Origin of the sequence: Halopseudomonas sp. MFKK-1 (genome assembly GCF_027474385.1) — a bacterium.
Classification (GTDB): domain Bacteria; phylum Pseudomonadota; class Gammaproteobacteria; order Pseudomonadales; family Pseudomonadaceae; genus Halopseudomonas; species Halopseudomonas aestusnigri.
In genome coordinates this window covers 359,946-386,179 of record NZ_CP114836.1, presented here as the reverse complement: position 1 = coordinate 386,179, position 26,234 = coordinate 359,946, and the positions used below count along the sequence as shown (strand labels likewise).

At 60.6% G+C, this 26,234-nt stretch carries 15 protein-coding genes; 4 read left to right on the top strand and 11 right to left on the bottom strand.

Annotated elements, in window-relative coordinates; genetic code table 11:
• Positions 1–53: 53 nt before the first annotated feature.
• Positions 54–1,475 (top strand): ribosome biogenesis GTPase Der, encoded by a 1,422-nt coding sequence (gene der / locus O5O48_RS01700; protein ID WP_228247491.1) that lies wholly within the window; start codon positions 54–56, stop codon positions 1,473–1,475.
• Between the two features lie 199 nt (positions 1,476–1,674).
• Here der and O5O48_RS01695 read toward each other — a convergent pair whose 3' ends face one another.
• Positions 1,675–2,781, bottom strand: a complete 1,107-nt coding sequence (locus O5O48_RS01695) for an alkene reductase (protein WP_269687992.1) — start codon at positions 2,779–2,781, stop codon at positions 1,675–1,677.
• A gap of 117 nt (positions 2,782–2,898) precedes the next feature.
• On the opposite strand from O5O48_RS01695, the gene O5O48_RS01690 reads away from it, so the two are divergent.
• The gene (locus O5O48_RS01690) at positions 2,899–3,279 is read left to right on the top strand and encodes a winged helix-turn-helix transcriptional regulator (RefSeq protein ID WP_228247724.1); all 381 of its coding nucleotides are present in this window, start codon (positions 2,899–2,901) and stop codon (positions 3,277–3,279) included.
• 30 nt (positions 3,280–3,309) lie between these two features.
• Here the strand turns inward: O5O48_RS01690 and leuA are convergent, their stop codons facing one another.
• From leuA to xseA, 3 genes are all read right to left on the bottom strand, one after another.
• A complete protein-coding gene (gene leuA, locus O5O48_RS01685; RefSeq protein WP_269687991.1) occupies positions 3,310–4,980 on the bottom strand; it encodes a 2-isopropylmalate synthase in 1,671 nt (556 codons plus the stop codon).
• A gap of 214 nt (positions 4,981–5,194) precedes the next feature.
• A complete protein-coding gene (locus tag O5O48_RS01680; protein WP_228247728.1) occupies positions 5,195–6,022 on the bottom strand; it encodes a peptidoglycan DD-metalloendopeptidase family protein in 828 nt (275 codons plus the stop codon).
• An 18-nt stretch (positions 6,023–6,040) separates the two neighbouring features.
• Complete coding sequence (gene xseA, locus O5O48_RS01675; RefSeq protein WP_269687990.1) at positions 6,041–7,417, bottom strand: exodeoxyribonuclease VII large subunit; 1,377 nt, start codon at positions 7,415–7,417, stop codon at positions 6,041–6,043.
• Between the two features lie 178 nt (positions 7,418–7,595).
• On the opposite strand from xseA, the gene guaB reads away from it, so the two are divergent.
• Both guaB and guaA read left to right on the top strand, forming a co-directional pair.
• Positions 7,596–9,068, top strand: a complete 1,473-nt coding sequence (gene guaB, locus O5O48_RS01670) for an IMP dehydrogenase (RefSeq protein WP_269687989.1) — start codon at positions 7,596–7,598, stop codon at positions 9,066–9,068.
• Between the two features lie 112 nt (positions 9,069–9,180).
• Positions 9,181–10,761, top strand: a complete 1,581-nt coding sequence (gene guaA, locus O5O48_RS01665; RefSeq protein WP_269687988.1) for a glutamine-hydrolyzing GMP synthase — start codon at positions 9,181–9,183, stop codon at positions 10,759–10,761.
• Between the two features lie 135 nt (positions 10,762–10,896).
• Here the strand turns inward: guaA and O5O48_RS01660 are convergent, their stop codons facing one another.
• From O5O48_RS01660 to O5O48_RS01630, 7 genes are all read right to left on the bottom strand, one after another.
• Positions 10,897–11,181 carry a HigA family addiction module antitoxin gene (locus O5O48_RS01660; RefSeq protein WP_088274746.1) on the bottom strand — a complete coding sequence of 95 codons (285 nt, stop codon included), beginning with the start codon at positions 11,179–11,181 and terminating at the stop codon, positions 10,897–10,899.
• A gap of 12 nt (positions 11,182–11,193) precedes the next feature.
• Positions 11,194–11,472 (bottom strand): type II toxin-antitoxin system RelE/ParE family toxin, encoded by a 279-nt coding sequence (locus O5O48_RS01655; protein ID WP_088274748.1) that lies wholly within the window; start codon positions 11,470–11,472, stop codon positions 11,194–11,196.
• 298 nt (positions 11,473–11,770) lie between these two features.
• Positions 11,771–13,051, bottom strand: a complete 1,281-nt coding sequence (locus O5O48_RS01650) for an MgtC/SapB family protein (RefSeq protein ID WP_269687987.1) — start codon at positions 13,049–13,051, stop codon at positions 11,771–11,773.
• Positions 13,052–13,289: 238 nt separating this feature from the next.
• Positions 13,290–18,350, bottom strand: coding sequence for a beta strand repeat-containing protein (locus O5O48_RS01645; RefSeq protein WP_269687986.1), 5,061 nt, complete (start codon positions 18,348–18,350; stop codon positions 13,290–13,292).
• 80 nt (positions 18,351–18,430) lie between these two features.
• A complete protein-coding gene (locus O5O48_RS01640; protein WP_269687985.1) occupies positions 18,431–23,248 on the bottom strand; it encodes a beta strand repeat-containing protein in 4,818 nt (1,605 codons plus the stop codon).
• Positions 23,249–23,308: 60 nt separating this feature from the next.
• Positions 23,309–24,970, bottom strand: a complete 1,662-nt coding sequence (locus tag O5O48_RS01635) for a ShlB/FhaC/HecB family hemolysin secretion/activation protein (RefSeq protein WP_269687984.1) — start codon at positions 24,968–24,970, stop codon at positions 23,309–23,311.
• Between the two features lie 110 nt (positions 24,971–25,080).
• Entirely contained in the window at positions 25,081–26,064 is a 984-nt protein-coding gene (locus O5O48_RS01630) for a helix-turn-helix transcriptional regulator (RefSeq protein WP_269687983.1), read from the bottom strand.
• Between the last annotated feature and the right edge of the window lie 170 nt (positions 26,065–26,234).

Below are 26,234 nucleotides of genomic sequence, written 5' to 3'. Positions count from 1 at the left end.
CAGGTGTAACGGCCGTTTTGTTTTTTTGCACAGCATCTGTGCGCGGAGTAATCATGGTTCCTGTCATCGCTCTCGTGGGGCGGCCGAACGTCGGCAAATCCACCCTGTTCAACCGTCTGACCAAGAGTCGTGACGCTATTGTTGCCGACGTCGCCGGCCTGACCCGCGACCGTCAATACGGCGAGGCAGTCTGGCAGGGCAAACCCTATATCGTGGTCGATACCGGTGGTATCACCGGGGACGAGCAAGGCCTCGATCTGATGATGGCAGGTCAATCTCTGCAGGCTATCGAAGAAGCCGACGCCGTGCTGTTTCTGGTCGATGCGCGCGCTGGTCGTACCGCAGGCGATGAGCAGATTGCCGAGCACCTGCGCAAGCGCAACAAGCACACCTATCTGATCGCCAACAAGATTGATGGCGCGGATCCGGATGCCATCCTGGGCGAGTTCGCCAACCTTGGCCTGGGCCAGCCGCTGGGTATTGCCGCCGCGCACGGCCGCAATATCAACCCGATGCTGGACGCGGTACTCAACGACGAGAGCCTGCAGGTTACGGGTGAAGAAGGGCGCGTGGTTGAGCCGATCGGCACCAAGATTGCGATTATCGGCCGACCCAACGTAGGTAAGTCCACGCTGGTCAACCGCATGCTCGGCGAAGACCGGGTTGTGGTGTTCGATCAGGCGGGAACTACCCGTGACAGTATCTATATCCCCTATGAGCGCTTTGAAAAGCCCTACACGCTGATCGATACCGCGGGGGTGCGCCGTCGCGGCAAGGTGTTCGAGGCCATCGAGAAGTTCTCGGTAATCAAGACCCTGCAGGCGATCCAGGACGCCAACGTGGTGATCTTTGTGGTCGATGCCCGGGAAGGGATTGTCGAGCAGGATCTGCACCTGCTGGGCTTTGTACTCGAAGCGGGGCGTGCTCTGGTGATTGCCGTCAACAAGTGGGACGGCATGAAGCAGGAAGAGAAGGAATACGTCAAAACCGAACTGGAGCGCCGGCTGATTTTCGCCCAGTTTGCTGACATCCACTTTATTTCTGCATTGCACGGCAGTGGTGTCGGTCTGCTCTACAAGTCAGTGGATCAGGCCTATCAGGCTGCGATGACCAAGATTCCGACACGCCGCATGACCGAGATTCTGGAAGATGCCGTCAGCGAGCACCAGCCGCCAATGGTCAATGGCCGCCGCATCAAGCTGCGCTATGCCCACCTCGGTGGCTCCAACCCGCCGATTATCGTGGTGCACGGCAATCAGGTCGACGCGGTGCCGCGCTCCTATACCCGCTACCTGGAGAACACCTTCCGCAAGGTGCTCAAGCTGACCGGTACGCCGATCCGTGTCGAGTACAAGGGCAGTGACAACCCTTACGCCGATCGCAAGAACACGCTGACCGAGCGTCAGGTGAACAAGAAGCGCCGCCTGATGAGTCACAACAAGAAGATGAAGAAGAAGAGCAAGGACAAGCGCTGATCCTGCTCAAATGAAAAAGCCGGCTTGACGCCGGCTTTTTTGTGCCTGCTATTCAGGCATCCATTGCTCCCGGCAGCCGCACAGCCGCGGCATGCCGTGGCCCTGCGGGTGGAGGAGGTCGTTGCATTCGTAGGGACGCGACATGTCGCGTCCGTCAGGCGGGTGGTACCGCGTGCTCATCCCCCTGCAATTGCACTATTCAGGCATCTATCACCGGATAGTCGGTGTAGCCTTCTGCGCCGCCGCCGTACAGCGTGCGCGGGTTGACCTGATTGAGCGGCGCGCCGGCCTGCAGCCGTGCGACAAGGTCCGGGTTGGCAATGTAGGGGCGCCCGAACGCCGCAAACTGCGCCAGACCGCTGTCGATTGCGGCGGAGGCGCTTTCGCCATCCAGGCCGCCAGCGAGGATAAAGTCGCCCTTGTAGACCTTGCGCAGCGCGGCCAGCAACTCGTCGAAACCCTCGTAACTGCCACCCGCCCAGTCCGGCTTGTTGACGTGGACGTAGGCCAGGCCTCGGCTGTTCAGCTGCTCCAGCAGATAGGTAAAGGTTTCCAGCGGGTTGGCGTCCTCAACACCGTTGAAGGTGCCGAGCGGAGAAATGCGGATGCCAACGATGCCGGCGTCGCCGGCGGCGGCGACCACTGCATCGACGACTTCGAGTACCAAACGGGCCCGGTTTTCGACGCTGCCGCCATACGCATCGGTGCGCTGGTTGCTGTTGGAGCAGAGGAACTGGTCAAGCAGGTAGCCGTTGGCAGCGTGAATCTCTACGCCGTCAAAGCCGGCCTGCAGTGCGTTGCGGGTCGCTTGGGCGTAGCTTTCCACCACCTGAGGCAGCTCTGCAGTTTCCAGGGCGCGCGGGGTTGATGCCACGGCCTTATGATGACTGCCGTCCGGCTCCTGAACGTAGACCTCCGCCTTGGCGGCAATAGCCGACGGGGCAACCGGTGTCTGACCGTTGGGCTGAATCAGGGTGTGCGAGATGCGGCCAACGTGCCACAGCTGCAGGAAGATACGACCACCAGCGGCGTGTACCGACTCGGTCACGGCCTTCCAGCCTTCAATCTGCTCGGGGCTGTGAATGCCCGGCGTCCAGGCGTAGCCCTGTGCTTCGGGGCTGATCTGCACACCTTCGCTGATGATCAGGCCTGCGTTGGCGCGTTGGGTATAGTACTCGACGTTCAGAGCGTGGGGCAGATTGCCGGGCTGGGCGGCGCGTTGGCGGGTCAGCGGGGCCATTACCACGCGGTTGGGCAGCTGAAGGCTGCCGAGGCGAGCGGGTTGAAACAGGGTATTGCTGGACATGGGTGTCTCCCGGATTCAGTCATCGGTGAATTACCAATGCCGGCCATTATGGGGGTGGCATTCCTTTTGGCAAGTACGTACGATTTTGGCAGTCACTTACCAAAAGGTAATCATAAGATGACCGAAGAGCAGTTGCGTATCGCCGAGAGCAAGCGATTGGTGCGTGGCGACAAGACCTACTCGACGCCTATCGAAGTCACGCTGGATGTGATCGGCGGCAAGTGGAAGGCTGTATTGGCCTACCACATCATTCAGGGCCCGCAGCGCTTCTCGGAGTTGAAGCGTTTGGTGCCGGGTATTACCGAGAAGATGTTGACCCAGCAGTTGCGTGAGCTGGAGCGCGACGGCGTGGTGAGTCGCACGGTGTTTGCCGAGGTGCCGCCACGGGTGGAGTATCGGATTACCGAGCACGGTGCGAGTTTGCAGCCGGTACTGGCGGCGATGTGCAGCTGGGGGAGAGAGCACTGGCAGCAGAGCGCTGCCGGTGCAGAAGGCTGATCCGCAGGACGATGCCCTGCGGATTCAGGGTCAGGCGGCTTGTGCCTCGGCCTGACGCAGTGCCCGGTTGAGTGCGCTGAACAGAGCACGGAAGCTGGCGGTCGTCAGGTTCTCGTCGATACCGAGACCGTGTACCGGGCGACCGCCGTCTAGGCGGACTTCAACGTAGGCCGCGGCTTTGGCGTTGGTGCCCGAGCCGATGGCGTGCTCGTGGTAATCCATGATCTCCACGGCAACCGGTAGACCGGCGACCAATGCCTCCAGCGGGCCCTTGCCCAGACCGCGCCAATGCAGGGTATTACCCTGATTGAGCACTTCGACGTCGACCGCGCTGGTGCCGTTTTCTTCCTGCAGGCGGTGACGGATCAGCGCATACGGGCTGGTTGCCTGCAGATATTCCTTCTCCAGCAAACCGTGAATCTGCGCTGCAGTCAGCTCCAGGCCAAGGCGATCGGTTTCACCCTGAACCACCTGGCTGAACTCGATCTGCATGCGGCGCGGCAGGCTGATGCCGTACTCCTGTTCCAGCAGATAGGTGATACCACCCTTGCCGGACTGGCTGTTGACGCGGATGACCGCCTCGTAGCTGCGGCCGATATCAGCCGGATCGATCGGCAGGTAGGGGACTTCCCAAATGCCGTTCGGGTCCTGCTGGGCAAAGCCCTTGCGAATCGCATCCTGGTGCGAACCGGAGAAGGCGGTGTGGACCAGATCGCCGACATACGGGTGGCGCGGATGAACCGGTAACTGGTTGCACTCCTCGACCACCTTGCGCACGGCGTCGATATCGGAAAAGTCGAGCCCCGGATGCAGACCCTGGGTGTACATGTTCAGCGCCACGTTGACCAGGTCGACGTTACCGGTGCGCTCGCCGTTGCCGAACAGGCAGCCTTCGACGCGGTCAGCCCCGGCCATCAGGCCCAGCTCGGTCGCGGCTACACCGGTGCCGCGATCGTTGTGGGTGTGCAGGCTGACCAGCACGCTGTCGCGGCGGCTGATGTGGCGGCAGAACCATTCGATCTGGTCGGCGTAAATGTTCGGAGTGGAGACCTCGACGGTAGCCGGCAGGTTGAGGATCACCTTGTTCTCGGGCGTCGGCTGCCAGACGTCGAGCACGGCATCACAGACCTGGACGGCGAAGTCCAGTTCGGTTGAGGTGAAGATTTCCGGTGAGTACTGGAAGGTCCACTGGGTGTCTGGTTGCTCGGCGGCCAGCTGTTTGATCAGCTTGGCGGCGTTGACGGCAATATCGGTCACGCCCTGCTTGTCCTGCTTGAATACGATGCGGCGGAAGCTCGGTGCGGTCGCATTGTAGACATGAATGATGACCTTCTTGGCACCGCGAACGGACTCAAAGGTGCGTTCGATCAAATCGGCGCGGGCCTGGGTCAGCACCTGAATGGTGACGTCTTCCGGGATATGGCCATCCTCAATCAGCGTGCGCACGAAGTCGAAATCGGTCTGCGAGGCAGATGGGAAGGCAACTTCGATCTGCTTCAGCCCTACAGCGACCAGCGTCTTGAAGAACCGCAGCTTGCGCGCCGGATCCATCGGCTCGATCAGTGACTGGTTACCATCACGCAGGTCGGAGCTGCACCAGACCGGTACTTCGGTAATGGTGCGGCTGGGCCACTGGCGGTCGGGCAGGTTGATCGGCTGGAACGCGCGGTACTTGCTGGACGGGTCTTTGAGCATGCTCATGGTCTGGGTTTCCCTGGGCTGGCCGGCCTCTTGTGAAGGCCTGAGGCAATGGCAGATAAGAGTTCGTTGCAGTAGAAGGTAATGTCTGAGGTTTTGAGTTGCAACAAGTTGAAAAAAATTGGCAGGAATCACCTTTTGGTGAATAAATGTTGGTTTTTATTGTCGCTGTGGCGCGAATTTTGCCGGATCTTTGCGCGCCCGTTTCCGGGCGGGCTCAAGGCTGGTAGGTGCCAATGAAAATCGTCGGATCAACCCGGTTGCCATTCAGGCTGACATTCCAGTGCAGGTGCGGGCCGGTAGCGCGGCCGGTAGAACCCACCTTGCCGAGAACGCCGCCGCGGGGGATTTCCTGACCCACGGCCACGTCAATGGCTGACAGGTGGCAGAACATGCTGATCAGCCCCTGGCCGTGGTCAACGAAGACGGTTTTGCCGTTGAAGAAGTAGTCACCCACCAGAATGACCTGGCCGGCAGCGGGCGCCTTTATCGGCGTGCCGGTGCCGGCGGCGAAGTCGAGGCCGGAGTGCGGATTGCGTTCCTCGCCATTGAAGAACCTGCGTACACCGAAGGGGCTGGACTGGCGGCCAGGCACCGGACGGTCGAACAGCAGGTTGCTGGGCTGGCGCGGGCTGAAATGCGCGTAGGCATCGGTCTGCTCCTTCAACTCACGCTCAATACGTGCCAGTTGCGCCGGATCCGGATTGACCTGACTGCGGTTCTTCAGGGTGATGTGTTGCTGGGTGTACTCGCGTGAGCCGACATTGAATGCCAGCTGGCGACCGTCCGCCAGATCGATTTGCTGCTGGCCGGCCGGTACATCCAGGCCCAGTCCGACGATGGCGATCCAGCGCTGGCCATCTTCGCGGATGGTCAGCAGCGGTTTGCCCTGAAAGGTCGCCCGCGGCGCCTCGGCTTGCTCGGGCAGCACCACTACAGCAACGCCGCCGGGCACCGGTTTGTTGAGCAGCCGGGTAATAAAACCATCGGCCAGCGCGGGCAGGCTGAAGGCGGTGAGAAGCAGTACCGCCAGCGGGCGGCGCAATCGATTACCGAGCATGGATCAGTCCAGCAGCGAGAGAGTATGGGGTTCGTCTTTTACGACTTCCACCGCGAGTGTACCGTCGTGCAGGCGGGCAGTCAGGCGCTGGCCCGGGCGGGTGTCGCCAGCACTGCGCACCGCCTTGCCCTGCTGATCCAGCAGGATGCTATAGCCGCGCCCCAGGGTGGCCAGCGGGCTGACCAGATGCAGCGCCTGCACCTGTTGCTGCAGGCGGGTCTGCTGTTGCTTCAATTGCTGTTGCATGGCGCGCGGCAGGCGCTGGTCGAGCTGTTGCCACTGTTCATGCAGGCGCTGCAGGCGACGGCCCGGATGCTGGGTATTCAGCCGTGTCTGCAGGTGCTGCAGGCGATCGCTGCGCTGGCGCAGTCGATTGTCGAGCGCACGGCGCAGGCGCATTTCCAGTTCGTCCAGTCGCTGAGCCTGCTGGGCCAGGCGTTCGCCGGGATGGCGCAGGCGCCGGCGCAGGCCATCGAGTTGCAGGCGTGCGCGGCTCAGGCGCTCGCTCAGGCGCTGCTGCAGGCGGCGCTGCAGTTGCTCGACCTGACGCAGCAGAGCCAGCCGATCCGGGCTGAGCAACTCGGCCGCGGCCGACGGAGTCGGGGCGCGCACATCGGCCACAAAGTCGCTGATGGAGAAATCGGTTTCGTGGCCGACCGCGCTGATGGTCGGCGTTTGGCAGGCGGCGAGGGCGCGCGCGACACTTTCCTCGTTGAACGGCCAGAGATCCTCCAGCGAGCCGCCGCCGCGGCTGAGGATAATGGCGTCGAAGCCGGCACGGTCAGCCCGCTCCAGCGCCTTGACCAGCTGCGGCGCCGCCTCGCGGCCCTGCACCGCAGCGGGCACGATCACCAGCTCGATAAAAGGTGCACGGCGGCCGAAGACACTGATGATATCCCTCACGGCGGCGCCGCTCGGAGAGGTGATGACGCCGATCCGGGTCGGATGTGCGGGCAATGGCCGCTTGCGCTCACTGACGAACAGGCCCTCGGCCTGCAGCTTGGCCTTGAGTGCGTCGAAAGCCTGGCGCAGCGCGCCGTCACCGGCCGCCTCGACACTGTCGACGATCAACTGATAGTCACCGCGACCTTCATACAGGCTGACCCGGCCGCGGGCACGGATCTGCTGCCCGTCGCGCATCGCGAGTCGCACCCGGGCGGCATTCTGGCGGAACAGGGCACAGCGAATCTGCGCGCGGTCATCCTTCAGGGTGAAGTACATGTGTCCGGAGCTGGGGCGCGACAGGTTGGACAGCTCGCCCTCGACCCAGATACGCGGGAAGACGTCTTCCAGCAGCTGTCTGGCGCGGGCGTTGAGTTGGCTGACGCTGAGCACATCCGGCTCGGCGGTCAGCTTCTGAAACAGGGCGTCGTCGTTCATGGGCGCATTCTAGCAGGCTGGCGATAAATTCAGGTGCATTCAATGCCGCGTTGACGGCAGCCCGGGCAGCGTCCCGCAGCCGGTATCTGTGGTGATTTAGCATGCCGAATCCAATTGAGTGTGACCGGGGTGATAGGTATAATGGCGCGCTTCCATTTTTCCCGCTCGGGAGCCTGCTATGCTGCGTATTCGCCAAGAAGCACTTACCTTTGATGACGTTCTCCTGGTGCCCGGATACTCCGAGGTCCTGCCCAAGGACGTGAGTCTCAAGACCCGTCTGACCCGTCGTATCGAACTGAACATCCCGCTGCTGTCTGCTGCGATGGATACCGTCACCGAAGCCCGTCTGGCAATTGCCATGGCGCAGGAAGGTGGCATGGGCATCATCCACAAGAACATGACCGTCGAGCAGCAGGCCGCCGAAGTCCGCAAGGTCAAGAAATTCGAATCCGGTGTGGTCCGTGACCCGATCACCATCGACGCCAGCGCTACCGTTGCCGAATTGATCGAACTGACTCACCAGAACAACATCTCCGGTGTGCCGGTGCTGTCCAACGGTGATCTGGTCGGTATCGTCACTGCTCGCGACATTCGCTTTGAAACCCGCATGAATGCGCTGGTCAGCGACGTAATGACACCCAAGGACAAACTGGTCACCGTCAAGGAAGGTGTCGCCGCTTCCGAAGTGCGTCAGCTGCTGCACATTCATCGCATCGAGAAAGTGCTGATCGTTGACGACGCCTTCCGCCTGCAGGGCATGATGACCGTCAAGGACATCGAAAAGGCCCGTGCCTACCCGAACGCTGCCAAGGACGATCAGGGTCGCCTGCTGGTTGGCGCCGCTGTCGGCACCGGCCCGGAAACGCCGGCTCGCGTTGAAGCGCTGGCGGCTGCCGGTGTTGATGTGATCATCGTTGATACCGCACACGGCCACTCCAAGGGCGTGATCGACCGCGTCAGCTGGGTCAAACAGAACTTCCCGGATATTCAGGTGATCGGCGGCAACATCGCCACTGGCGCTGCCGCCAAGGCACTGGCTGACGCCGGCGCGGATGCCGTCAAGGTGGGCATTGGCCCGGGCTCCATCTGTACTACCCGTATCGTTGCCGGCGTTGGCGTACCGCAAATTTCTGCCATTGCTGACGTGGCTGCCGCACTGGAAGGCACCGGCGTGCCGCTGATCGCGGACGGCGGTATTCGTTTCTCCGGTGATCTGGCCAAGGCTATCGCTGCTGGCGCGTCCGTTGTGATGATGGGTTCCATGTTCGCCGGTACCGAAGAAGCGCCGGGCGAAGTCGAGCTGTTCCAGGGCCGTTCCTACAAGGCCTACCGCGGCATGGGCTCGCTGGGTGCGATGGCCAACGCTGGCGGTGGCTCCGCAGACCGTTACTTCCAGGATTCCGCCGCCGGCGCCGAGAAGCTGGTGCCTGAGGGCATTGAAGGCCGCGTACCCTACAAGGGCGCACTGGCTGCCATCATCCATCAACTGATGGGCGGCCTGCGTGCTTCCATGGGATATACCGGCTCCAGCTCCATCGAACAGATGCGCACCCAGCCCGAGTTTGTTCGCATCACCGGCGCAGGCATGAGTGAGTCGCACGTACACGACGTGCAGATCACCAAGGAAGCGCCGAACTATCGGGTAGGTTGAGCGCAGCTCAACCCGCCAGCGGCAAGCTGAAAGCCTCAAGCTGCAAGCAGTACGGCGTGTACTTGTAGCTTGCGGCTTGGCGCTTGTAGCTTACTTTTTCTGAGGAAATTCCATGTCCCTGCATGATATTCACGCTCACCGCATCCTGATTCTGGACTTCGGTTCCCAGTACACCCAGCTCATTGCCCGTCGGGTGCGCGAGATCGGCGTTTACTGCGAGATCCATCCCTGGGACATGAGTGCCGAGGACATCAACGCCTTTGCACCACGCGGCATCATCCTGGCCGGTGGCCCGGAGTCGGTGCACGCCGCCGACAGCCCGCGCGCCCCGCAGGCGGTATTTGATCTGAACGTACCGCTATTCGGCATCTGCTACGGCATGCAGACCATGTCCGAGCAGCTGGGTGGCAAGGTCGAAGGTTCCGACGTTCGCGAGTTTGGCTATGCCCGTGTCGATGTGGTCGGCAAGGGGCGCCTGCTGGACGGTATCGAAGATCACGTGGACGCCGACGGCGTGCTTGGTCTGGATGTGTGGATGAGTCACGGCGACAAGGTCACCTCGATTCCGGAAGGCTTCCACGTGCTGGCCAGCACGCCAAGCTGCCCGATCGCGGCGATGGCTGACGACGAGCGCGGCTACTACGGCGTGCAGTTCCACCCGGAAGTGACGCACACCAAGCAGGGCGGTCGTATCCTGTCGCGCTTCGTACTCGACATCTGCGGCTGTGAAGCGCTGTGGACGCCGGCCAACATCGTTGAAGACGCCATTGCCACCGTGCGTGCACAGGTAGGCGACTCCAAGGTGCTGCTGGGTCTGTCTGGTGGTGTCGATTCCTCCGTCGTCGCTGCCCTGCTGCACAAGGCCATTGGCGATCAGCTGACCTGCGTCTTTGTCGACAACGGTCTGCTGCGTCATCAGGAAGGGGATCAGGTCATGGCCATGTTCGCCGAGAACATGGGCGTGAAGGTCATCCGCGTTGATGCCGAAGACCTGTTCCTCGGCCGTCTGGCTGGGGTTGCCGATCCGGAAGAGAAGCGCAAGATCATCGGCCGCACCTTCATCGAAGTGTTCGATACCGAAGCGACCAAGCTGCAGGACGTGAAGTTCCTCGCCCAAGGCACCATCTATCCTGACGTGATCGAGTCGGCTGGCGCCAAGACTGGCAAGGCCCACGTGATCAAGTCGCACCACAACGTTGGCGGCTTGCCGGACGACATGGCCTTTGAACTGGTCGAGCCGCTGCGCGAACTGTTCAAGGACGAGGTGCGCAAGATTGGTCTGGAACTCGGCCTGCCCTACGACATGGTCTACCGTCACCCGTTCCCGGGTCCGGGTTTGGGCGTGCGTATCCTCGGTGAAGTGAAGAAGGAGTACGCCGACCTGCTGCGTCTGGCGGATCACATCTTCATCCAGGAACTGCACAACTTCGACTGGTACCACAAGACCAGCCAGGCGTTCGTCGTGTTCCAGCCGGTCAAGTCGGTTGGCGTGGTCGGCGATGGCCGCCGTTACGCCTGGGTGGTTGCCCTACGTGCGGTAGAAACCATCGACTTCATGACAGCTCGCTGGGCGCACCTGCCGTACGAGCTGTTGGAGAAGGTCTCCAACCGCATCATCAACGAAATCGAAGGCATCTCCCGCGTCACCTACGACGTCTCGAGCAAGCCGCCGGCGACCATCGAGTGGGAGTGATCGGTTTACCTGGTAAGTAAATTAAAAAGGCGCTTAGGTGCCTTTTTAATTTCATCAGGCCGTCGCAAAATCTGAGTGCAGCACCTGACCTTTCCGGTACGGTGTTGTGATGTCTTTTTACGCTGGTTTAAGGCATCAACCAACTGGTTGCAGTGCCTTGATCGGTGGTTGCGGGTGTTGCCTGGCTTGGGCCAGATCATAGTTCACCTGCATGGCGAGCCAGGCTCGGGCTGTGCTCACGCCTGCCATTTCTAAGCGAAGCGCAAGGTCAGGGCTGATCGCTGCTCGGCCGTTCAGTACCCGGGACAGAGCTACACGGGACATGCCTAGTCGCTCAGCCGTCTCCTTGACGGATAGGCCCAGCTCAGCAATAACGTCTTCCCGCAGAAGTTCGCCGGGGTGCGGAGGGTTCATCATCATGGTTTATTCTCCCTAGTGGTAATCGACGTAATTGACCAATTCGACATCCACTCCAATGAACCGAAAGGTCACACGCCAGTTGCCGTTTACCCTAATTGACCAGTACCCGTTCAGCTCACCTTTCAACTGGTGTAACTTGAATGAAGGAATGTTGAGGTCGTCTGGGCCAGCGGCAACGTCCAGTAACGCCAGGATGCGACTTAGTTTGGCCGCATGTGCCGCCTGAATGCCTCGGGTCGTTCCAGTCTTGTAGAAGGCTTCTAGCCCTTTATGTTGGAATCCTGTGATCATGGGGCTGGAGTGTATCTCGTAACGCTACGCTTTACAATTGAGTGCTGTCATAACCAGTTCTAGCTTCTGTGGGGTGACACTGCATTTTAATGCCAAGATTATAAAAATCTGTGCGTGGTATTTTCGTTGTCTTTATATATAAGGCATTGTTTTTATTTGGATAATTTCCTGTACGTGAGCGTATGAAGCAAACCCCTTGTTGTTATGGCGGCCAGGGGTTTTCTTTTGGTCGGGCGTAACGTCATATCCAGCAAGTTGACAGGGTCTTACCCGCCGGGACCGCTGTCAGTTCGCCGCCTCAGCTCATGACTGACTGCAGCCAGGCGGTCAGTACCCCTGCGCCAACGGCGATGGTCATGGGAACCGCCACCCTGAGCCCCAGACCGCGGGTGCCGAATACCAGTGCCATCGCTGCCTTGATCATGCTGTTACTGAGGGCTGCCAGCAGTATGGCGATGACCGCAGTATCCTGATCCAATGACCCCAGAGACAGGCGGGCGATGGCCAGGGTGATCGCATCCACATCCACAAGGCCGGATACCACCGACAATATCAGCACACCCTCGTCGCCCAGCCATTGCGTGAGCAGTTCAGCCAGCAGCAGGATGCCGGCCAAGAGCGCGCCAAACATCAGTGCCGAGCTGAGATCCAGCGGGTTCTTGTTCAGCGTGGGCTGCTCTGTGGCAAGTGCGTCTCGATGCTGATACCAGAGCAGCAGGGCAGGGGCATAAATAAACAGTACGGTGATCAGTACAGGCCCCAGCAGCACGGGCAGCAGTGCCTGATTCAGCAGCGTGCAATACACCAGAATCCGCGGGAACATGGTGCCACAAGCAATGAGAATACCCGCAGCCAGTTGCGGGCTAAGCTCATCGGCCGAACGCGACGCCTTGGCATAGTGCAAGGTCAGCGCGGTGGAGGAGCTGAGTCCGGCAAACAGGCTGGTGAACAGAATGCCTTTGGCGGTCCCGACAACACGGACGGCAAAGTAGCCGATGAACGAGATCATGGCGATCAGCACGACCATAATCCAGATGTTGTAAGGGTTCAGCGCTTCGCCAGGCCCGAAGCCCCTGTTGGGCAGCAGTGGCAACATGACCACGGTAATCAGCAGCAGTTTCAGGCCGGCATCCAGCTCTTTTTCCTGCAGGCGGTTGAGCAGGCCGTGAATCTCCTCCCGATTATCGAGAATAATCGCGGTGATGACGGCGGCGGCGGCCGCCAGCGCGGGTGAGATGGCAATCGTCACCGCGCCGTAACTGAAGGTCAGCAGCAGGCAAATCAGGTTGGTGATACTGAAGGTGTTTTGCTGACGTGCCTGATGACTGAAAGCCACCAGCGTAATTGCTGTCAGTGACAGCATTGCTGCCGGCAGCACCCAGATGGTTATTTCCTCTGCGAGCAAGGCGCTGATGCCCCCAAACAGGCCAACCAGGGCAAAGGTGCGAATGCCGGCAATGCGCTCGCCCGCCTTTCTGTTGCGCGCCTGCCAGCCCCTCTGAATGCCGATCACGGCACCCAGCAGCAGGGCGATCCCCAAGTGCAGAGCCTGCTGATTACTCAGCAGAAGATCGTTCACGATTCCGTTCATCTCATCCTGTCGTCATGGCCAGCTTTCTAGCGACAGACTAATCCTTTCTGTCGCCGGCCACTACCGAGAAGCGATTACTGCTGCCTATGGGCAGTGCAGGGCCCCGGGTTGACTGGCGGTGATCGTAACGGGCGCTAAAAAGAGCTAATTCACGGTGGCTGCACGGTGGTTGCGCTGCAGCAAGCGCTCTGGGTATCGGCCCACAGTGGCCCGATACCCTTGCCGTTTACTGTCCGGAGGCTGTCAGGCGCAGTGCGTCATCATCAATGTCGAGCACGTAGCCGGCGTCACCCGGTGCACTCAACTGGCGTGATTCTGGCGGCTGACTCACATTGGCCGATTGGTAGTTTTCGGTCTGCACAAAGCCCAGCAGACTGGCCGTTACCGAATCCGGGGCGACCAGTTGGTAGTTGCCCGCGTCAGCACCGGTCAGTGAGGCATCCACCAGCACACGGTTCTCGCCCGGCTTGAGGCTGGCGAACAGGCCGCTGAGCTGCAGCGCAACGTCGTCACCGCTGATGGTGCCGTTCAATACGCCTTCGAGGGTTGCCGCGAGCGAGCCGTCGAACAGCTTGTCCAGGGCGCGGATGTCGGCGGTGATGGTCTTGCGATCGATGGTCAGGGCACCGTCGACAAAGGTCAGCTCGTAGTTGCCGTCGCTGCCGCTGGCGGTCAATACGTAGGTGCCAGCGTTGGTGCCCGTGCCGCCGTTGGTGGTGACACCGCTGAGCACACTGGCATCCTCACCGTTAACCAACCCGTCGACGGTAAAGCCACTAACACTCTGCTCGGTGCCGTTGTAGGTGGTGGTGCCGCTGTTGGCGGTGACGGTAGCCTGCGCCTTGTTGATGGTCAGGGTGCCGTCAACAAAGGTCAGCTCGTAGTTGCCGTCGGTGCCGCTGGCGGTCAATACGTAGCTGCCGGCGTTGCGTCCGCCACCGCTGACGGTGACGTCAGACAGTACGCTTTGGTCTTCGCCGTTAACCAACCCGTTGACAGTAAAGCCAGTGCCGTTTTGCTCGGTGCCGTTATAGGTAGTGGTGCTGCTGTTGGCGGTGACGGTGGCCTGGGCCTTGTTGATGGTGAGGACGCCGTCGACAAAGCTCAGCTCGTAGTTGCCGTCGGTGCCGCTGGCGGTGAGTGTGTAGCTACCGGCGTTGGTGCCCTTGCCACCGCTGGTGGTCACGCCAGTCAGTACGCTTTGATCTTCGCCGTTAACCAGCCCCTCTACGGTAAAGCCATCAACGCTCTGTTCTGTGCCGTTGTAGGTAGTGGTGCCGCTGTTGGCGGTGACGGTGGCTTGCGCTTTGTTGATTGTGAGGGTGCCGTCGACAAAGGTGAGTTCGTAGTTGCCATCGCTGCCGCTGGCGGTCAGGGTGTAGCTACCGGCGTTAGTGCCTTTGCCGCCGCTGGTGGTCACGCCAGTCAGTACGCTTTGATCTTCGCCGTTAACCAGCCCATCGACGGTAAAGCCATCAACACTCTGCTCGGTACCGTTGTAGGAGGTGGTACCGCTGTTAGCGGTGACGGTAGCTTTGGCCTTGTTGATGGTCAGTGCACCATCGACAAAGGTCAGCTCGTAGTTGCCGTCGGTGCCGCTGGCGGTCAGTACGTAGCTGCCGGCGTTGGTGCCCTTGCCGCCGCTGGTGGTCACGCCAGTCAGTACGCTTTCATCTTCACCGTTGACCAGGCCGTCAACAGTAAAGCCACTGACGTTTTGCTCGGTGCCGTTATAGGTGGTGGTGCCGCTGTTGGCGGTGACGGTGGCCTGCGCCTTGTTGATGGTCAGTGCGCCGTCGACAAAGCTCAGCTCGTAGTTATCGGCGCTGCCGCTGCTGACCGTAAGCACATAGCTACCGGCGTTGGTGCCCTTGCCGCCGCTGGTGGTCACGCCAGTCAGTACGCTTTGATCTTCGCCGTTAACCAACCCATCGACGGTAAAGCCGCTGACGCTTTGCTCGGTGCCATTATAGGTGGTGGTGCCGCTGTTGGCGGTGACGGTGGCTTTGGCCTTGTTGATGGTCAGTGCGCCGTCGACAAAGCTCAGCTCGTAGTTATCGGCGCTGCCGCCGCTGACCGTGAGCACATAGCTACCGGCGTTGGTGCCCTTGCCACCGCTGGTGGTGACGCCAGTCACCACGCTTTCATCTTCACCGTCAACCAGACCATCAACAGTAAAGCCACTGATGCTCTGCTCGGTGCCGTTGTAGGTGGTGGTACCGCTGTTGGCGGTGACGGTGGCTTTAGCCTTATTGATGGTCAGGGTGCCGTTGACGAAGCTCAGCTCGTAGTTGTCGGCGCTGCCGCCGCCGACCGTAAGCACATAGCTACCGGCGTTGGTGCCCTTGCCACCGCTGGTGGTGACGCCGGTGACCACGCTTTCATCTTCACCGTTAACCAGCCCATCAACAGTAAAGCCACTGAGGCTCTGCTCGGTGCCGTTGTAGGTGGTGGTACCGCTGTTGGCGGTGACGGTGGCCTTAGCCTTGTTGATGGTCAGAGTGCCATTGCTGACAACCAGGTCATAGCCCTGCTGGCTGGAGTAAAGCCCCCCTAGATCCAGCTCATAGCTACCGACATTTTTCTTGCCAACGATCTCATTGCCCAGAAGCAAATTGGCGTCGTACTCGGCGCTGGCCGTCCACTGTCCTGTCTGCACCAACCCGTTGTAGGTGACCGTGGTATTGCCGCCGTCAATGGTAAGCGGCGTCAGGAAGCTGCGCAGCAGTGGGGTAGTGGAGCCATCGTAGATGCGCCAGACGCTGCCGGTCCCGCCATCGGCGTCGATCGCTGAGCCCCAGGCGGTGCTGAAGCTGTCGAGATCCATCATTTGGGCAGTCGTCAGACTGGTCGTGCCGTCACTGGAGCCCAATCCGACGGCAGCCAATAGCGGGTTTTTGTCTTGATTGAAAAAGGATACGGTGATGGCCGCATCACTCTTGCCCACCAGAGCACCGACGTCGCTGGTGTTGGCCTGGACGGTGCCGGTGGCGTAGGCCGACTCGATAGTGAGGTAACTGTTGCCTTGGCGAGCACTGTGTTGACCGACCAGGCCGCCAACATAATTTCTGCCAATTACGTTGCCCGTTGCGTAGGCGTTACTAACTTTCAATGAGTTCCAGCCGATCAGACCGCCAACCGAGTCGCCTGAACCAATGACATCACCGGTGGCGTAGGAGTTGGCGAGGTCGTAATCGCCGGGACTGCCCCCAGCGAAACTGCCGAGTAGGCCGCCTACTTCGCTCCATCCTGTAACTTTGCCGGAGGCATAGTTTCCGTAGTACTTGCTGATTGCATTACCAACCAGACCGCCGACCATGTCATGGCCTGTCACGTCACCCAAGGCGAAGGAGTTGGCAACTACGCCTCCACTCGTTCTTCCTGCAAGCCCCCCTACTTGGCTGCCAGTGGCGCTGACGGTGACGTCGGTCCATGAGTTGAGGATGTTGGGCGCATATGCTGTGCTGCCAATCAGACCTCCCACTCTATCGCCACGGCCCGTGACCGTGCCGGTCGCATAGGTCTGGGAAATGTTGGCGGCGTTGTACCCAGCAAGAGCGCCAACATAAGATCCACCGACAATGTTTACATTCTCCAGCCCAACGTTACTGATGCTCGATCCCGGGTCTGCTCTGCCGAATAACCCCACGTTGGTCCAGGTTGGCCGAAAAATATACAGGTCGCGAATGACGTGACCCTGGCCAGAAAAGTTTCCGGTGAAGTAGTTGTAATTATCACTAATCGGGACAAAACCTGCGCCGCCAGCCCAGTTAATGGTTCCGCTGGCATCAATGTCATTGGCCAGGACAAAACTCTTGGTGAGTAGGTTGTGAGACGCAATGCCCTGCACACCATAAATATCGGTCAACTGATAAGGATCGGTGGTCGCGCCACTTCCACCTATAGCGCGAATAAAGGTGGAGTTTGCTGTTGAAATGTAAAAGATGCCGGTATCAAAATCAGGTAGTTCGGGCCCGAGCTGCTTCCAAGTGCCGCGCAAGAGAGCGAAGCTGGCGGTATCAATCGCGCCGTCGGCGGTGACCTCACTGGCTGCATTCAAGCGCAGATGGCCGTTAACGGCAGTAATTGCTTTATTGATATGCAGATTGCGATGGGCTCTCAGCTCGAGAATGGTTGCTGCATCCCAGCTGAGCTCACCGTTGACGTACATATCGCCGGGCTCGGTGCCGTCGTCGACGGTGGCCAGGGTAACGTTGTTGTTTTCCAGATTGGCGCTCAGGGTCGCAGCGCCAATGCCGCTGGCGGTTTGCGGGTCGTTGCTGTCGGTAATGTAAAAGTCAGTCGGGTCGATCAGCCACTCACCGGTGGTGCCGTTGTTGGCCTTGGTAGTGACCTGGGTGCCGTTGGCAACTTTGACGTGGGCGCCGGAGGTGTCGATAAAACCGCCGTCGCCGGATTCGGGTGCAGAAGCATCCAGTGTGCCGGCCACATTGACCGTGCCGCCGTTAAAGCCACCCTTGAGCACGATGGTGCCGCTCTGGTTGTCCAGGGTTTGTGCTTCAATCACCCCGGTGTTGTTGACCACGGTTTGCAGCAGGGCGTTGGTGGCGTTGGCAGTCATGATGACTTGGCCGCCGTTGGCGCGAACCAGTTGGTGGTTCTCTACCAGTGCATTCAGGGTGCCTTCATCCACGGTCACGTTGAGTAGACCGTCACCGGCAAAGTCCAGGGTGATCTTGTCGCCGGCGGCCAGTGCCACGGTGCCCTGATTGGCCTGAATAATGCCGTGGTTGCTGACCTGCCCGCCCAGCAGGGCGACTGCGCCCTGGTCGGCATTGAGGGTGCCGTGGTTGATGACCGCGGCGTTGTTGCCGTCACCCTGAAACTGATAGTCGCCGTTATTGAAGTCTTCATCACTGAGACTCAAGGTCGAGGCCACCAGCGCCCCCACATTGACCGCTGCACCCTGCCCAAACAACACGCCGTTGGGGTTGACCAGAAAGACCTTGCCGTTGGCATTGAGGTTGCCGTAGATCGCCGAGGCGTCTTCACCAATCACCCGGTTCAGCGCCACCGAGTTGCTGCCCGGCTGGTAGAAGTTGACCGTATGGCCCGCGCCAATGTCGAAGCTGTCCCAGTTGGTGATCAGCTTGTCGCTGTTCTGTTGCACGTTCAGGCTGTTGCCATCCTGACTGATGCTGCCGGAGCCACCGACGATATTGCCGCCGGTGGGCAGGTCGGCGGCGTGCAGGCTGACCGAGATCAGGCTGATGGCGACCGCGAGGGCGGTGGGGGCGAAGTTGGGGGTTCTGGGTAAACGGCTCATGTGAAGTCCCTTTGGTGTTTAACCGGCCGCTGCACTGTGCAGCGGCGCTTTCCGGTAAGGCTTGGACGTGTCAGGTAGGTTTAGCGGCTGGCCATGGGCAGATGCAGGGCATCGTCGTCGACGTCGAGCTGATAGCCGGTGTCACCCGGTGCACTCAACTGGCGTGATTCAGGCGGCTGACTCACATTGGCCGATTGGTAGTCTTCGCTCTGCACAAAGCCCTGCATATTGGCGGTTACCGAATCCGGGGTGACCAGTTGGTAGTTGCCCGCGTCAGCACCGGTCAGTGAGGCATCGACCAGCACACGGTTCTCGCCCGGCGTGAGGCTGGCGAACAAACCGCTGAGCTGCAGCGCCACATCGTCACCGCTGATAGTGCCGTTCAATACGCCTTCCAGGGTTGCCGCGAGCGAGCCGTCGAACAGCTTGTCCAGAGCGCGGATGTCGGCGGTGATGGTCTTGCGGTCGATGGTCAGGGCACCGTCGACAAAGGTCAGTTCGTAGTTGTCGTCGCTGCCGCTGGCGGTCAATACGTAGGTGCCGGCGTTGGTGCCCGTGCCGCCGCTGGTGGTGACGCCAGTCAGTACACTGGCATTCTCGCCGTTAACCAAGCCGTCGACAGTAAAGCCGCTGACGCTCTGCTCGGTGCCGTTATAGGCGGTGGTATCGCTGTTGGCTGTGACGGTGGCCTGGGCCTTGTTGATGGTTAGCGTGCCATCGACAAAGGTCAGCGCGTAGTTGCCGTCGCTGCCACTGGCGGTCAACACATAGGTACCGGCGTCGCGTCCACCGCCGCTGATGGTCACGCCACTGAGCACACTGGCATCCTCACCATTGACCAGCCCGTTGACAGTAAAGCCACTGCCGCTCTGCTCGGTGCCGTTGTAGGTGGTGGTGCCGCTGTTGGCGGTGACGGTGGCCTGGGCCTTGTTGATGGTGAGGGCGCCGTCGACAAAGCTCAGCTCGTAGTTGCCGTCGGTGCCGCTGGCGGTGAGTGTGTAGCTACCGGCGTTGGTGCCCTTGCCACCGCCGGTGGTCACGCCAGTCAGTACGCTTTGATCTTCGCCGTTGACCAGCCCATCGACGGTAAAGCCGCTAACGCTCTGCTCAGTGCCGTTATAGGTAGTGGTGCCGCTGTTGGCGGTGACCGTGGCCTGGGCTTTGTTGATGGTCAGTTGGCCATCGACGAAGGTCAGTTCATAGTTATCACTGCTACCGCCGCCAACCGTGAGCACATAGCTTCCGGCGTTGGTGCCCTTGCCGCCGCTGGTGGTGACGCCGGTAAGCACACTGGCATCCTCGCCGTTAACCAGCCCGTCGACAGTAAAGCCATCAACGCTCTGCTCGGTGCCGTTGTAGGTAGTGGTGCCGCTGTTGGCGGTAACGGTGGCCTGGGCCTTGTTGATGGTCAGGGTGCCGCCACCCGTGGTGATCAGGTCGTAGCCCTGTTGATCGGAGTACAGACCGTTCATGTCGAGCGCATAGGTGCCGGCGTTGCGTCCGCCGCCTACTTGGCCAAAGATACGGTCGGTATCGTACTCGCCCGTGGCGCTCCAGCTGCCGCTTTGCTCGGTACCGTTATAGGTCGTCGTTGTGGTGTCGCCGGTGACTTCAAGGGCGGTCAAAAAGTGACGCAGCAGCGGGGCGGTATAACCTTCATAGATACGCCAGATCGTGCCCGTGCCGCCTTGCGCATCAATATCCCAGCCTGTGAAGCTGTCGGCTTGCAGCATTTGTGCGCTGGTGAGGCCGGTGATGCTGCCTCCACCCACCGCGTTGGCCTGGCCGCTGGTCTCGATGTTCCAGTAGCTGTTGGTGATGGTGCTGCTGTCAAAACTGTATCCAACCAGCCCGCCGGCTGAGTCAGTGGCTGAAACGCTTCCGGTGGCATAGGCGTTGCGGATGGTTACCATATAGTTGAATCCAACCAGCCCGCCGACGGCGTCCCTACCCTTAACGCTGCCGGTGGCATAGGCGTTACTGATGGTTCCTTCGTTGGATCCGACCAGCCCGCCGACGGAATTCCTACTACCCTCAACGCTGCCGGTGGCATAGGCGTTGTCGATGGTTCCCGATTGGTTATAACCGACCAGCCCGCCGACTCTTCCCTTGCCCTCAACTCTGCCGGTGGCATAGGCTTTACTAATGGCTCCCTGATTGTATCCAGCCAGCCCGCCGATGGAGTAATCACTGCCCTTAACGCTGCCGGTGGCATAGGTGTTGCTGATGGTTCCCATGTTGTATCCGATCAGCCCGCCGACATAGTTACGGCCGAAAATACTGCCACCTACCAGCCCAATATCGCGGATCACGCTGCCGCTGGCAGTAGCGCCGAACAAGCCCACAAATTCCGTACCGCTGCGGTCGATGGAAAGACCATTGATGCTATAGCCGAGTCCATCAAAGCTGCCGGCATAACGGTTAGCCTCGTCCCCAACGGGCACAAACCCCGCGCCGCCATTCCAGCTAACGGTAGCGGTGGCGTCGATATGATTGCCAAGAAGGTAGTTGGCCGTGACGTCGTCGCGCATGGCCTGTAGCTGCTCGACGTTCTGGATCACGGTGTAGAGCGCCGGGCGGTTGGTGGCGTTGATTGTGCCGGTGGGTAGGTCGTTTTTGTTGAACACCCGGTTGCCGGCCAGCGCGCGCAGGTAGGGGGTGGTTTGATTGTCGGCATTGGCCCAGGTGTCTGCAAAATCAAAGCCGCTGAAGTTGGCGGCATCGAACATCTGCGCGGTGGTGAGGCCGGTGGAGCCGGCGGAGCTGCCTAAACCTACTGCGCTGGCCTGGCCGCTGGTCTCGGTGTTCCAGTAGCTGTTGGTGATGGTGCCAATACTTATGCTACCTATTAGTCCTCCGATCGGACCAAAAATATCTTTTTTTACCTGCCCGGTGGCATAACTTCGACTGATTTGCCCTCCATTCATAATGCCGACCAGCCCGCCCCCGAAGTCGCCTTTCACACTGGCGGTGGAGTAGCTGTCGCTGATCTGCCCAACTAGCCTGCCCACTAGTCCGCCAGATATTTCAGAGGCATCTACGGTGCCGACACTGTGGCTGTGCTCAATGGTGCCGTCGAAGTTTCCCGCCAGCCCCCCACCGTTCAGGTAGGCGCTAAAATCGCCCTGTGCCGAGCTGTGGCTGATGCGGCTGTTATTAAGCCCCTGACCCACTAGTCCACCTACTCCTAGCTGTCCAGTAATGGTGGCGTTAGTCAGCCCGATGTTGCTGATCTGGCTAGCGGCGATCACCCCAAACAGGCCGACGTAATCGGTATTGGGGCGGTTGATGGTAAGATCATTGATGCTATGGCCCTGGCCATCAAAGCTGCCGGTGTAGCGGTTAGACCAGTCCCCAATAGGCACAAAGCCCGCACCGCCATTCCAGTTGACGGTGCCGCTGGCGTCGATATTGTTGGTCAGCGCAACGTGGCTGCTTAACAGGCTGCGCGAGGCGATGCCTTGCAGGCCGTAGAGATCAAAGATCTGGTAGGCGTTGCCGTCGCTGCCGTCACCGCTGTTGGCGCGCAGGAAGCTGGCATTGGCGGTGTTGAGGCGGAAGTCCCTAGCTGAGAAATCGGCAAGATTGCTGCCCAACTGGCTCCAGGCGCCGCTTTGCAGATTAAAGGTGTCGACGTTGACCGCGCCGTCTGCGCTGATCGCGCCGCCGGCATTCAGGGTCAGGCCGCCGTTGGTCGCGGTGATGGCCTGGTTGATATGAATGTCGTTGTGGGCGTTTAGGCTGAGGGTGTGGTCGGCGTTCCAGCTCACTGCCCCGTTGACGTACATATCGCCGGGCTCGGTGCCGTCGTCAGCGGTGGCCAGTGTGACATTGCTGTATTCCAGATTGTCGCTGAGGGTTATGGCACCAATGCTGCTTTCGGTTGGCAGGTCAATGCTGTCGGTAATGTAAAAATCGGTCGGGTCGATCAGCCATTCGCCAGTGGTGCCGTTGTTGGCTTTGGTGGTAACCCGAGTGCCGTCGGCAATCTTGACGTGGGCACCAGAGGTGTCGATAAAACCGCCGTCGCCGCTGTTTGGCGCTGAGGCATCCAGTGTGCCGGCCACATTCACCGTGCCGCCGTTAAAGCCACCCTTGAGCACGATGGTGCCGTTCTGGTTGTCCAGGGTTTGTGCTTCGACGATGCCGGTGTTGTTGACCACGGTTTGCAGCAGGGCGTTGGTGGCGTTGGCGGTCATGATGACTTGGCCGCTGTTGGCGCGAACCAGCTGGTGGTTCTCTACCAGCGCGTCGATGGTGCCTTTATCCACGGTCACGTTCAGCAGGCCGTCGCCGGCAAAGTCCAGGGTGATCTTGTCGCCAGCCGCTAGCGCCACCGTGCCCTGGTTGGCCTGGATAATGCCGTGGTTGCTGACCTGCCCGCCCAGCAGCGCGACTACGCCCTGGTCGGCATTGAGGGTGCCGCGGTTGATGACCGCAGCGTTGTTGCCGTCGCCGCTGAACTGGTAATTGCCGTCGTTAAAGTCTTCATCACTGAGGCTGAGGGTCGAGGCCACCAGCGCCCCCACATTGACCGCCGCCCCCTGCCCAAACAACACGCCGTTGGGGTTGACCAGAAAGACCTTGCCGTTGGCATTGAGGTTGCCGTAAATCGCCGAGGCGTCTTCGCCGATCACCCGGTTCAACGCCACCGAGTTGCTGCCTGGCTGGTAGAAGTTGACCGTATGGCCCGCACCAATATCGAAGCTGTCCCAGTTGGTGATCAGCCTGTCGCTGTTCTGCTGCACGTTCAGGCTGTTGCCAGCCTGGCTGATGCTGCCGGAACCGCCGACGATGTTGCCGCCGGTGGGCAGGTCAGCAGCATGCAGGTTGGCTGCGCTCAGGCTGATGGCGATGGCCAGGGCGGTGGGGGCGAAGTTGGGGCGTGTGGTGGTCATGGTGGATTCCTTTCTGGCGGCTGGTGCGTGCTGTTTACCGTGTGTTGGCAGGCTGCGGATCTAGAACATCCACTGGATTTGGCCCCAGAGGTAAACGTCCTCCGGTTCGTCACTGACGGCTTCTTCGCCATCCAGCGAGGTGGCAGCAATTGCGCTGACCTGCCACTGGTGATGCGGTCGCCAGTAGGCGGCAACCCCGCCACCGCTGAGGTTGCGATGGCGGTCGCCGATGGGCAGCGGGTCCTTGTTGTAGGTGATTTCACCGGCTTCCAGGAAGGCGCCCAGTTGCCATTGGCCGTTCAGGGCGTAGCGCAGTTCGGTACTGGCCAGCCAGCCCTCATCACCGGAGGCTTCGCCCTGCGGGAAGGCGCGGATGCCGTAGGCGCCGCCCAGACTCATCTTCTCGACGGAATCCAGGTTGCCGTCGGCCAGTTGGCCGCGCAGGTTCAGGTTCAGGGTGAAGCGCGAGCTGAGACGCTGCTGGCGCAGCAGTGCCAGGTTGACTTTGTGGTAGCGGCCTTCGGTGCCGTAAAAGTCGGATGCGACGGCGTAGGGGCTGTCCAGCGACAGCTCGCCGTGGGTCCAGCTCAGGCGGTAGCTGTTGGCGCTGCCGCCCAGCAGGTCGTCACGCCAGTAGCCGTTGACCAGATCGAGGGTGACGCTGCGCAGGGTTTTCTCGCTGGCGACACCGAGCTGCTCGTCTTCCAGGTCGCGGTAGCGCCATTCGATGCGGCTGGATACGCCCCAGCTGCGTTGCTGCCACCAGTCCTGGCTGGCAAACAGGCTGCCGGTGGCGGCTTTGCCCTTGGCGTTGAGGCTGTCGAAGTCTTTGCCCAGCTCGTATTCCAGCCAGGACAGGCCAAACCCGACGCGGGTGTTCCACGGGCCCACTGGCAGTTCGTATTGGGTGCTCAGGTATTTTTGGTCGCCGTCGGAGACCAGCGCCTGCAGTTGCAAGCTGTCACCCAGCCCGAAGGGATTGGCTATGGCAAGGCCGCCGGTCAGTCGGTACTCGCCGTTGTAGGTGTTGCCATAGTTGTCGAGCGACAGTTGCCCGCTCAGCGCTGGCAGGTCGTTTACGTCGATATCCAATGCGCTGGTACCGACCTGTTCACCGCGAGACAGCCGCGAGTTGACCTGGCTGGCGGGCAGCGCATCGAGGCTCATCAGCGCGTTTTCCAGTGCGCCGGCGCGCACGCCGTCGCCGGCGCTCAGGCCGCGAGTGGCGTTTTGCAGCAGGCGGTCAGGCAGCGCGCTTTGGTTGTTGAGCCGAACCTGGTCGTATTTGCCTTCGACGATTTGAATGGTCAGGTAGCCGTCATCAATTTCCTGGGGGGGCAGGATGGCGCGGGCGAGTAGCCAGTCGTGCTGGCGATACCAGGTGGTAATCCGGTCAGCGGCCTGTTGCAGCTGCCCAAGGGTGAGGGCTTGGCCGGACAGGTCGAGCAACAGGGCGGCCAGTTGGTCATCACTGAAGGCGGTGTTGCCCGTGAAGCGAAAGCCGAGGATGTTGACGGTCTGCCCGCCGGCAGTCTGTTCGGTGGCCGATGGCGGGGTCAGGGTGGGTGTGTCGGCCGGTGGTTCGGGCGGCAGATCCAGCGGTCTGGTTTCGAGGTCGCGCAGGGCGCCACCGACGGTTTCTGCAGCTTGCAGCGGTGCTGCTGCAAGGCATGAAATCAGGCCAAGGGCCTGCAGACTGGATACGGTGGCCAGTTTTTTCACGGAGTCTCCCATCCCTAGTTACGCTGTGCGTTATTGGAAAGGGTGGGAGGGTAGCAACGGGCTATTGCAGCGGCTTCCACTCAGCGCCACAACAGCCGCTGAAAGCCGTCTTAAAAGGGCGCCTCGGCCGCTTGTCCGGTGCTGGCGAGCTCACGCACTTCGCCAGGTGTCAAACCAAAGCGCCGCCTGAAGGCACGATAGAACCAGGACGGGTTATTGAAGCCGGCTTCATAGACGATGTCGGCCACCTTTTTATGCGCGTGCGCAGCGCTGCTCAGGCACTGGAACACCCGCTCCAGGCGCAGCCCCAGGACATAGTCGGTAAAACTCTGGCCTTCCTGTTCGAACATGGCGCGAATGTAGCCGGGCGAGACGCCGTGCCGTTTGGCCAGCCAGCCCAGGGAGGTCTCGCCGTGCCAGGCACTGATGCGCAGGTCAGCCTTGACTGCCCGCAGTCTGGCCTGCTTGAGGCCGCGATGCCGGGCGGTGATCTCAATATCGCGCGGGGCTCCAACCGAGAGTGCGGCCAGATCCAGCAGCCGGTTGGTGTCGGCGAGGATGTCGGTGCTGTCAGTGTCCGGTTCTTTTACCAGGTCGATTGCACAGCGGGCCAGATGGGCGAATGTCTCCCGGGATAAATGGGGTGTTTTGCTCGCCCGTTCGAGGTCACCGACCAGCGGGCCAAGCAGGGCCCGAGAGAAGCAGATATTGAGCATGTAGGTGCGATTGCCGTGAAACTCGATGGTGCCGGGGCGGTCGTTGAAACTGAAGCAGCCGGCGCCCGGGCCACACTCCACCTCGCCAACGCCGGCCAGTTGGGAGCGCCAAGGGGCATTGCCGGCGGGGTTCAGCAGCAGCGCAAAATCATCGTTGCCGTCCTGAAGCTGCCTGGAGCGGCGGTTCACAATGATTGGCGAGCACTGGATCAGCGCTATGGATACACCGGGCAGCAGGCGAATGCGAGTTTCGATATCAGGGGCCCTACCCCTTGGGAGCGAAACGTCGATGTTGGCCATCGCCGCATAGATGTCCAGCGATGCCTCCAGTCGCTCTGCCTCCGGATAGCTTGATGTGGAGAATGTGATGTAGGACATGTTGCTTTGTGAGCTCTTCCTGAGGCGCAGGAGTGAGCCTTCCGCAATTTCTGTTTACTGTCAAATGCGCTGCCTTTTCAGTCGCCTGAACGGCGGCTCATGTTGTTTGCAATGCTTAATGCTAATCACTATCATTAGCGAATTATGCGTTCTGCCTCGGGGTGTACGCT

Coding starts and splice junctions, on each gene's coding strand:
- der (WP_228247491.1), top strand. CDS start 54: ATGGTTCCTGTCATCGCTCTCGTGGGGCGGCCGAACGTCGGCAAATCC.
- O5O48_RS01695 (WP_269687992.1), bottom strand. CDS start 2,781: ATGTCCAGCAATACCCTGTTTCAACCCGCTCGCCTCGGCAGCCTTCAG.
- O5O48_RS01690 (WP_228247724.1), top strand. CDS start 2,899: ATGACCGAAGAGCAGTTGCGTATCGCCGAGAGCAAGCGATTGGTGCGT.
- leuA (WP_269687991.1), bottom strand. CDS start 4,980: ATGAGCATGCTCAAAGACCCGTCCAGCAAGTACCGCGCGTTCCAGCCG.
- xseA (WP_269687990.1), bottom strand. CDS start 7,417: ATGAACGACGACGCCCTGTTTCAGAAGCTGACCGCCGAGCCGGATGTG.
- guaB (WP_269687989.1), top strand. CDS start 7,596: ATGCTGCGTATTCGCCAAGAAGCACTTACCTTTGATGACGTTCTCCTG.
- guaA (WP_269687988.1), top strand. CDS start 9,181: ATGTCCCTGCATGATATTCACGCTCACCGCATCCTGATTCTGGACTTC.
- O5O48_RS01660 (WP_088274746.1), bottom strand. CDS start 11,181: ATGATGATGAACCCTCCGCACCCCGGCGAACTTCTGCGGGAAGACGTT.
- O5O48_RS01655 (WP_088274748.1), bottom strand. CDS start 11,472: ATGATCACAGGATTCCAACATAAAGGGCTAGAAGCCTTCTACAAGACT.
- O5O48_RS01645 (WP_269687986.1), bottom strand. CDS start 18,350: ATGAGCCGTTTACCCAGAACCCCCAACTTCGCCCCCACCGCCCTCGCG.
- O5O48_RS01640 (WP_269687985.1), bottom strand. CDS start 23,248: ATGACCACCACACGCCCCAACTTCGCCCCCACCGCCCTGGCCATCGCC.
- O5O48_RS01630 (WP_269687983.1), bottom strand. CDS start 26,064: ATGTCCTACATCACATTCTCCACATCAAGCTATCCGGAGGCAGAGCGA.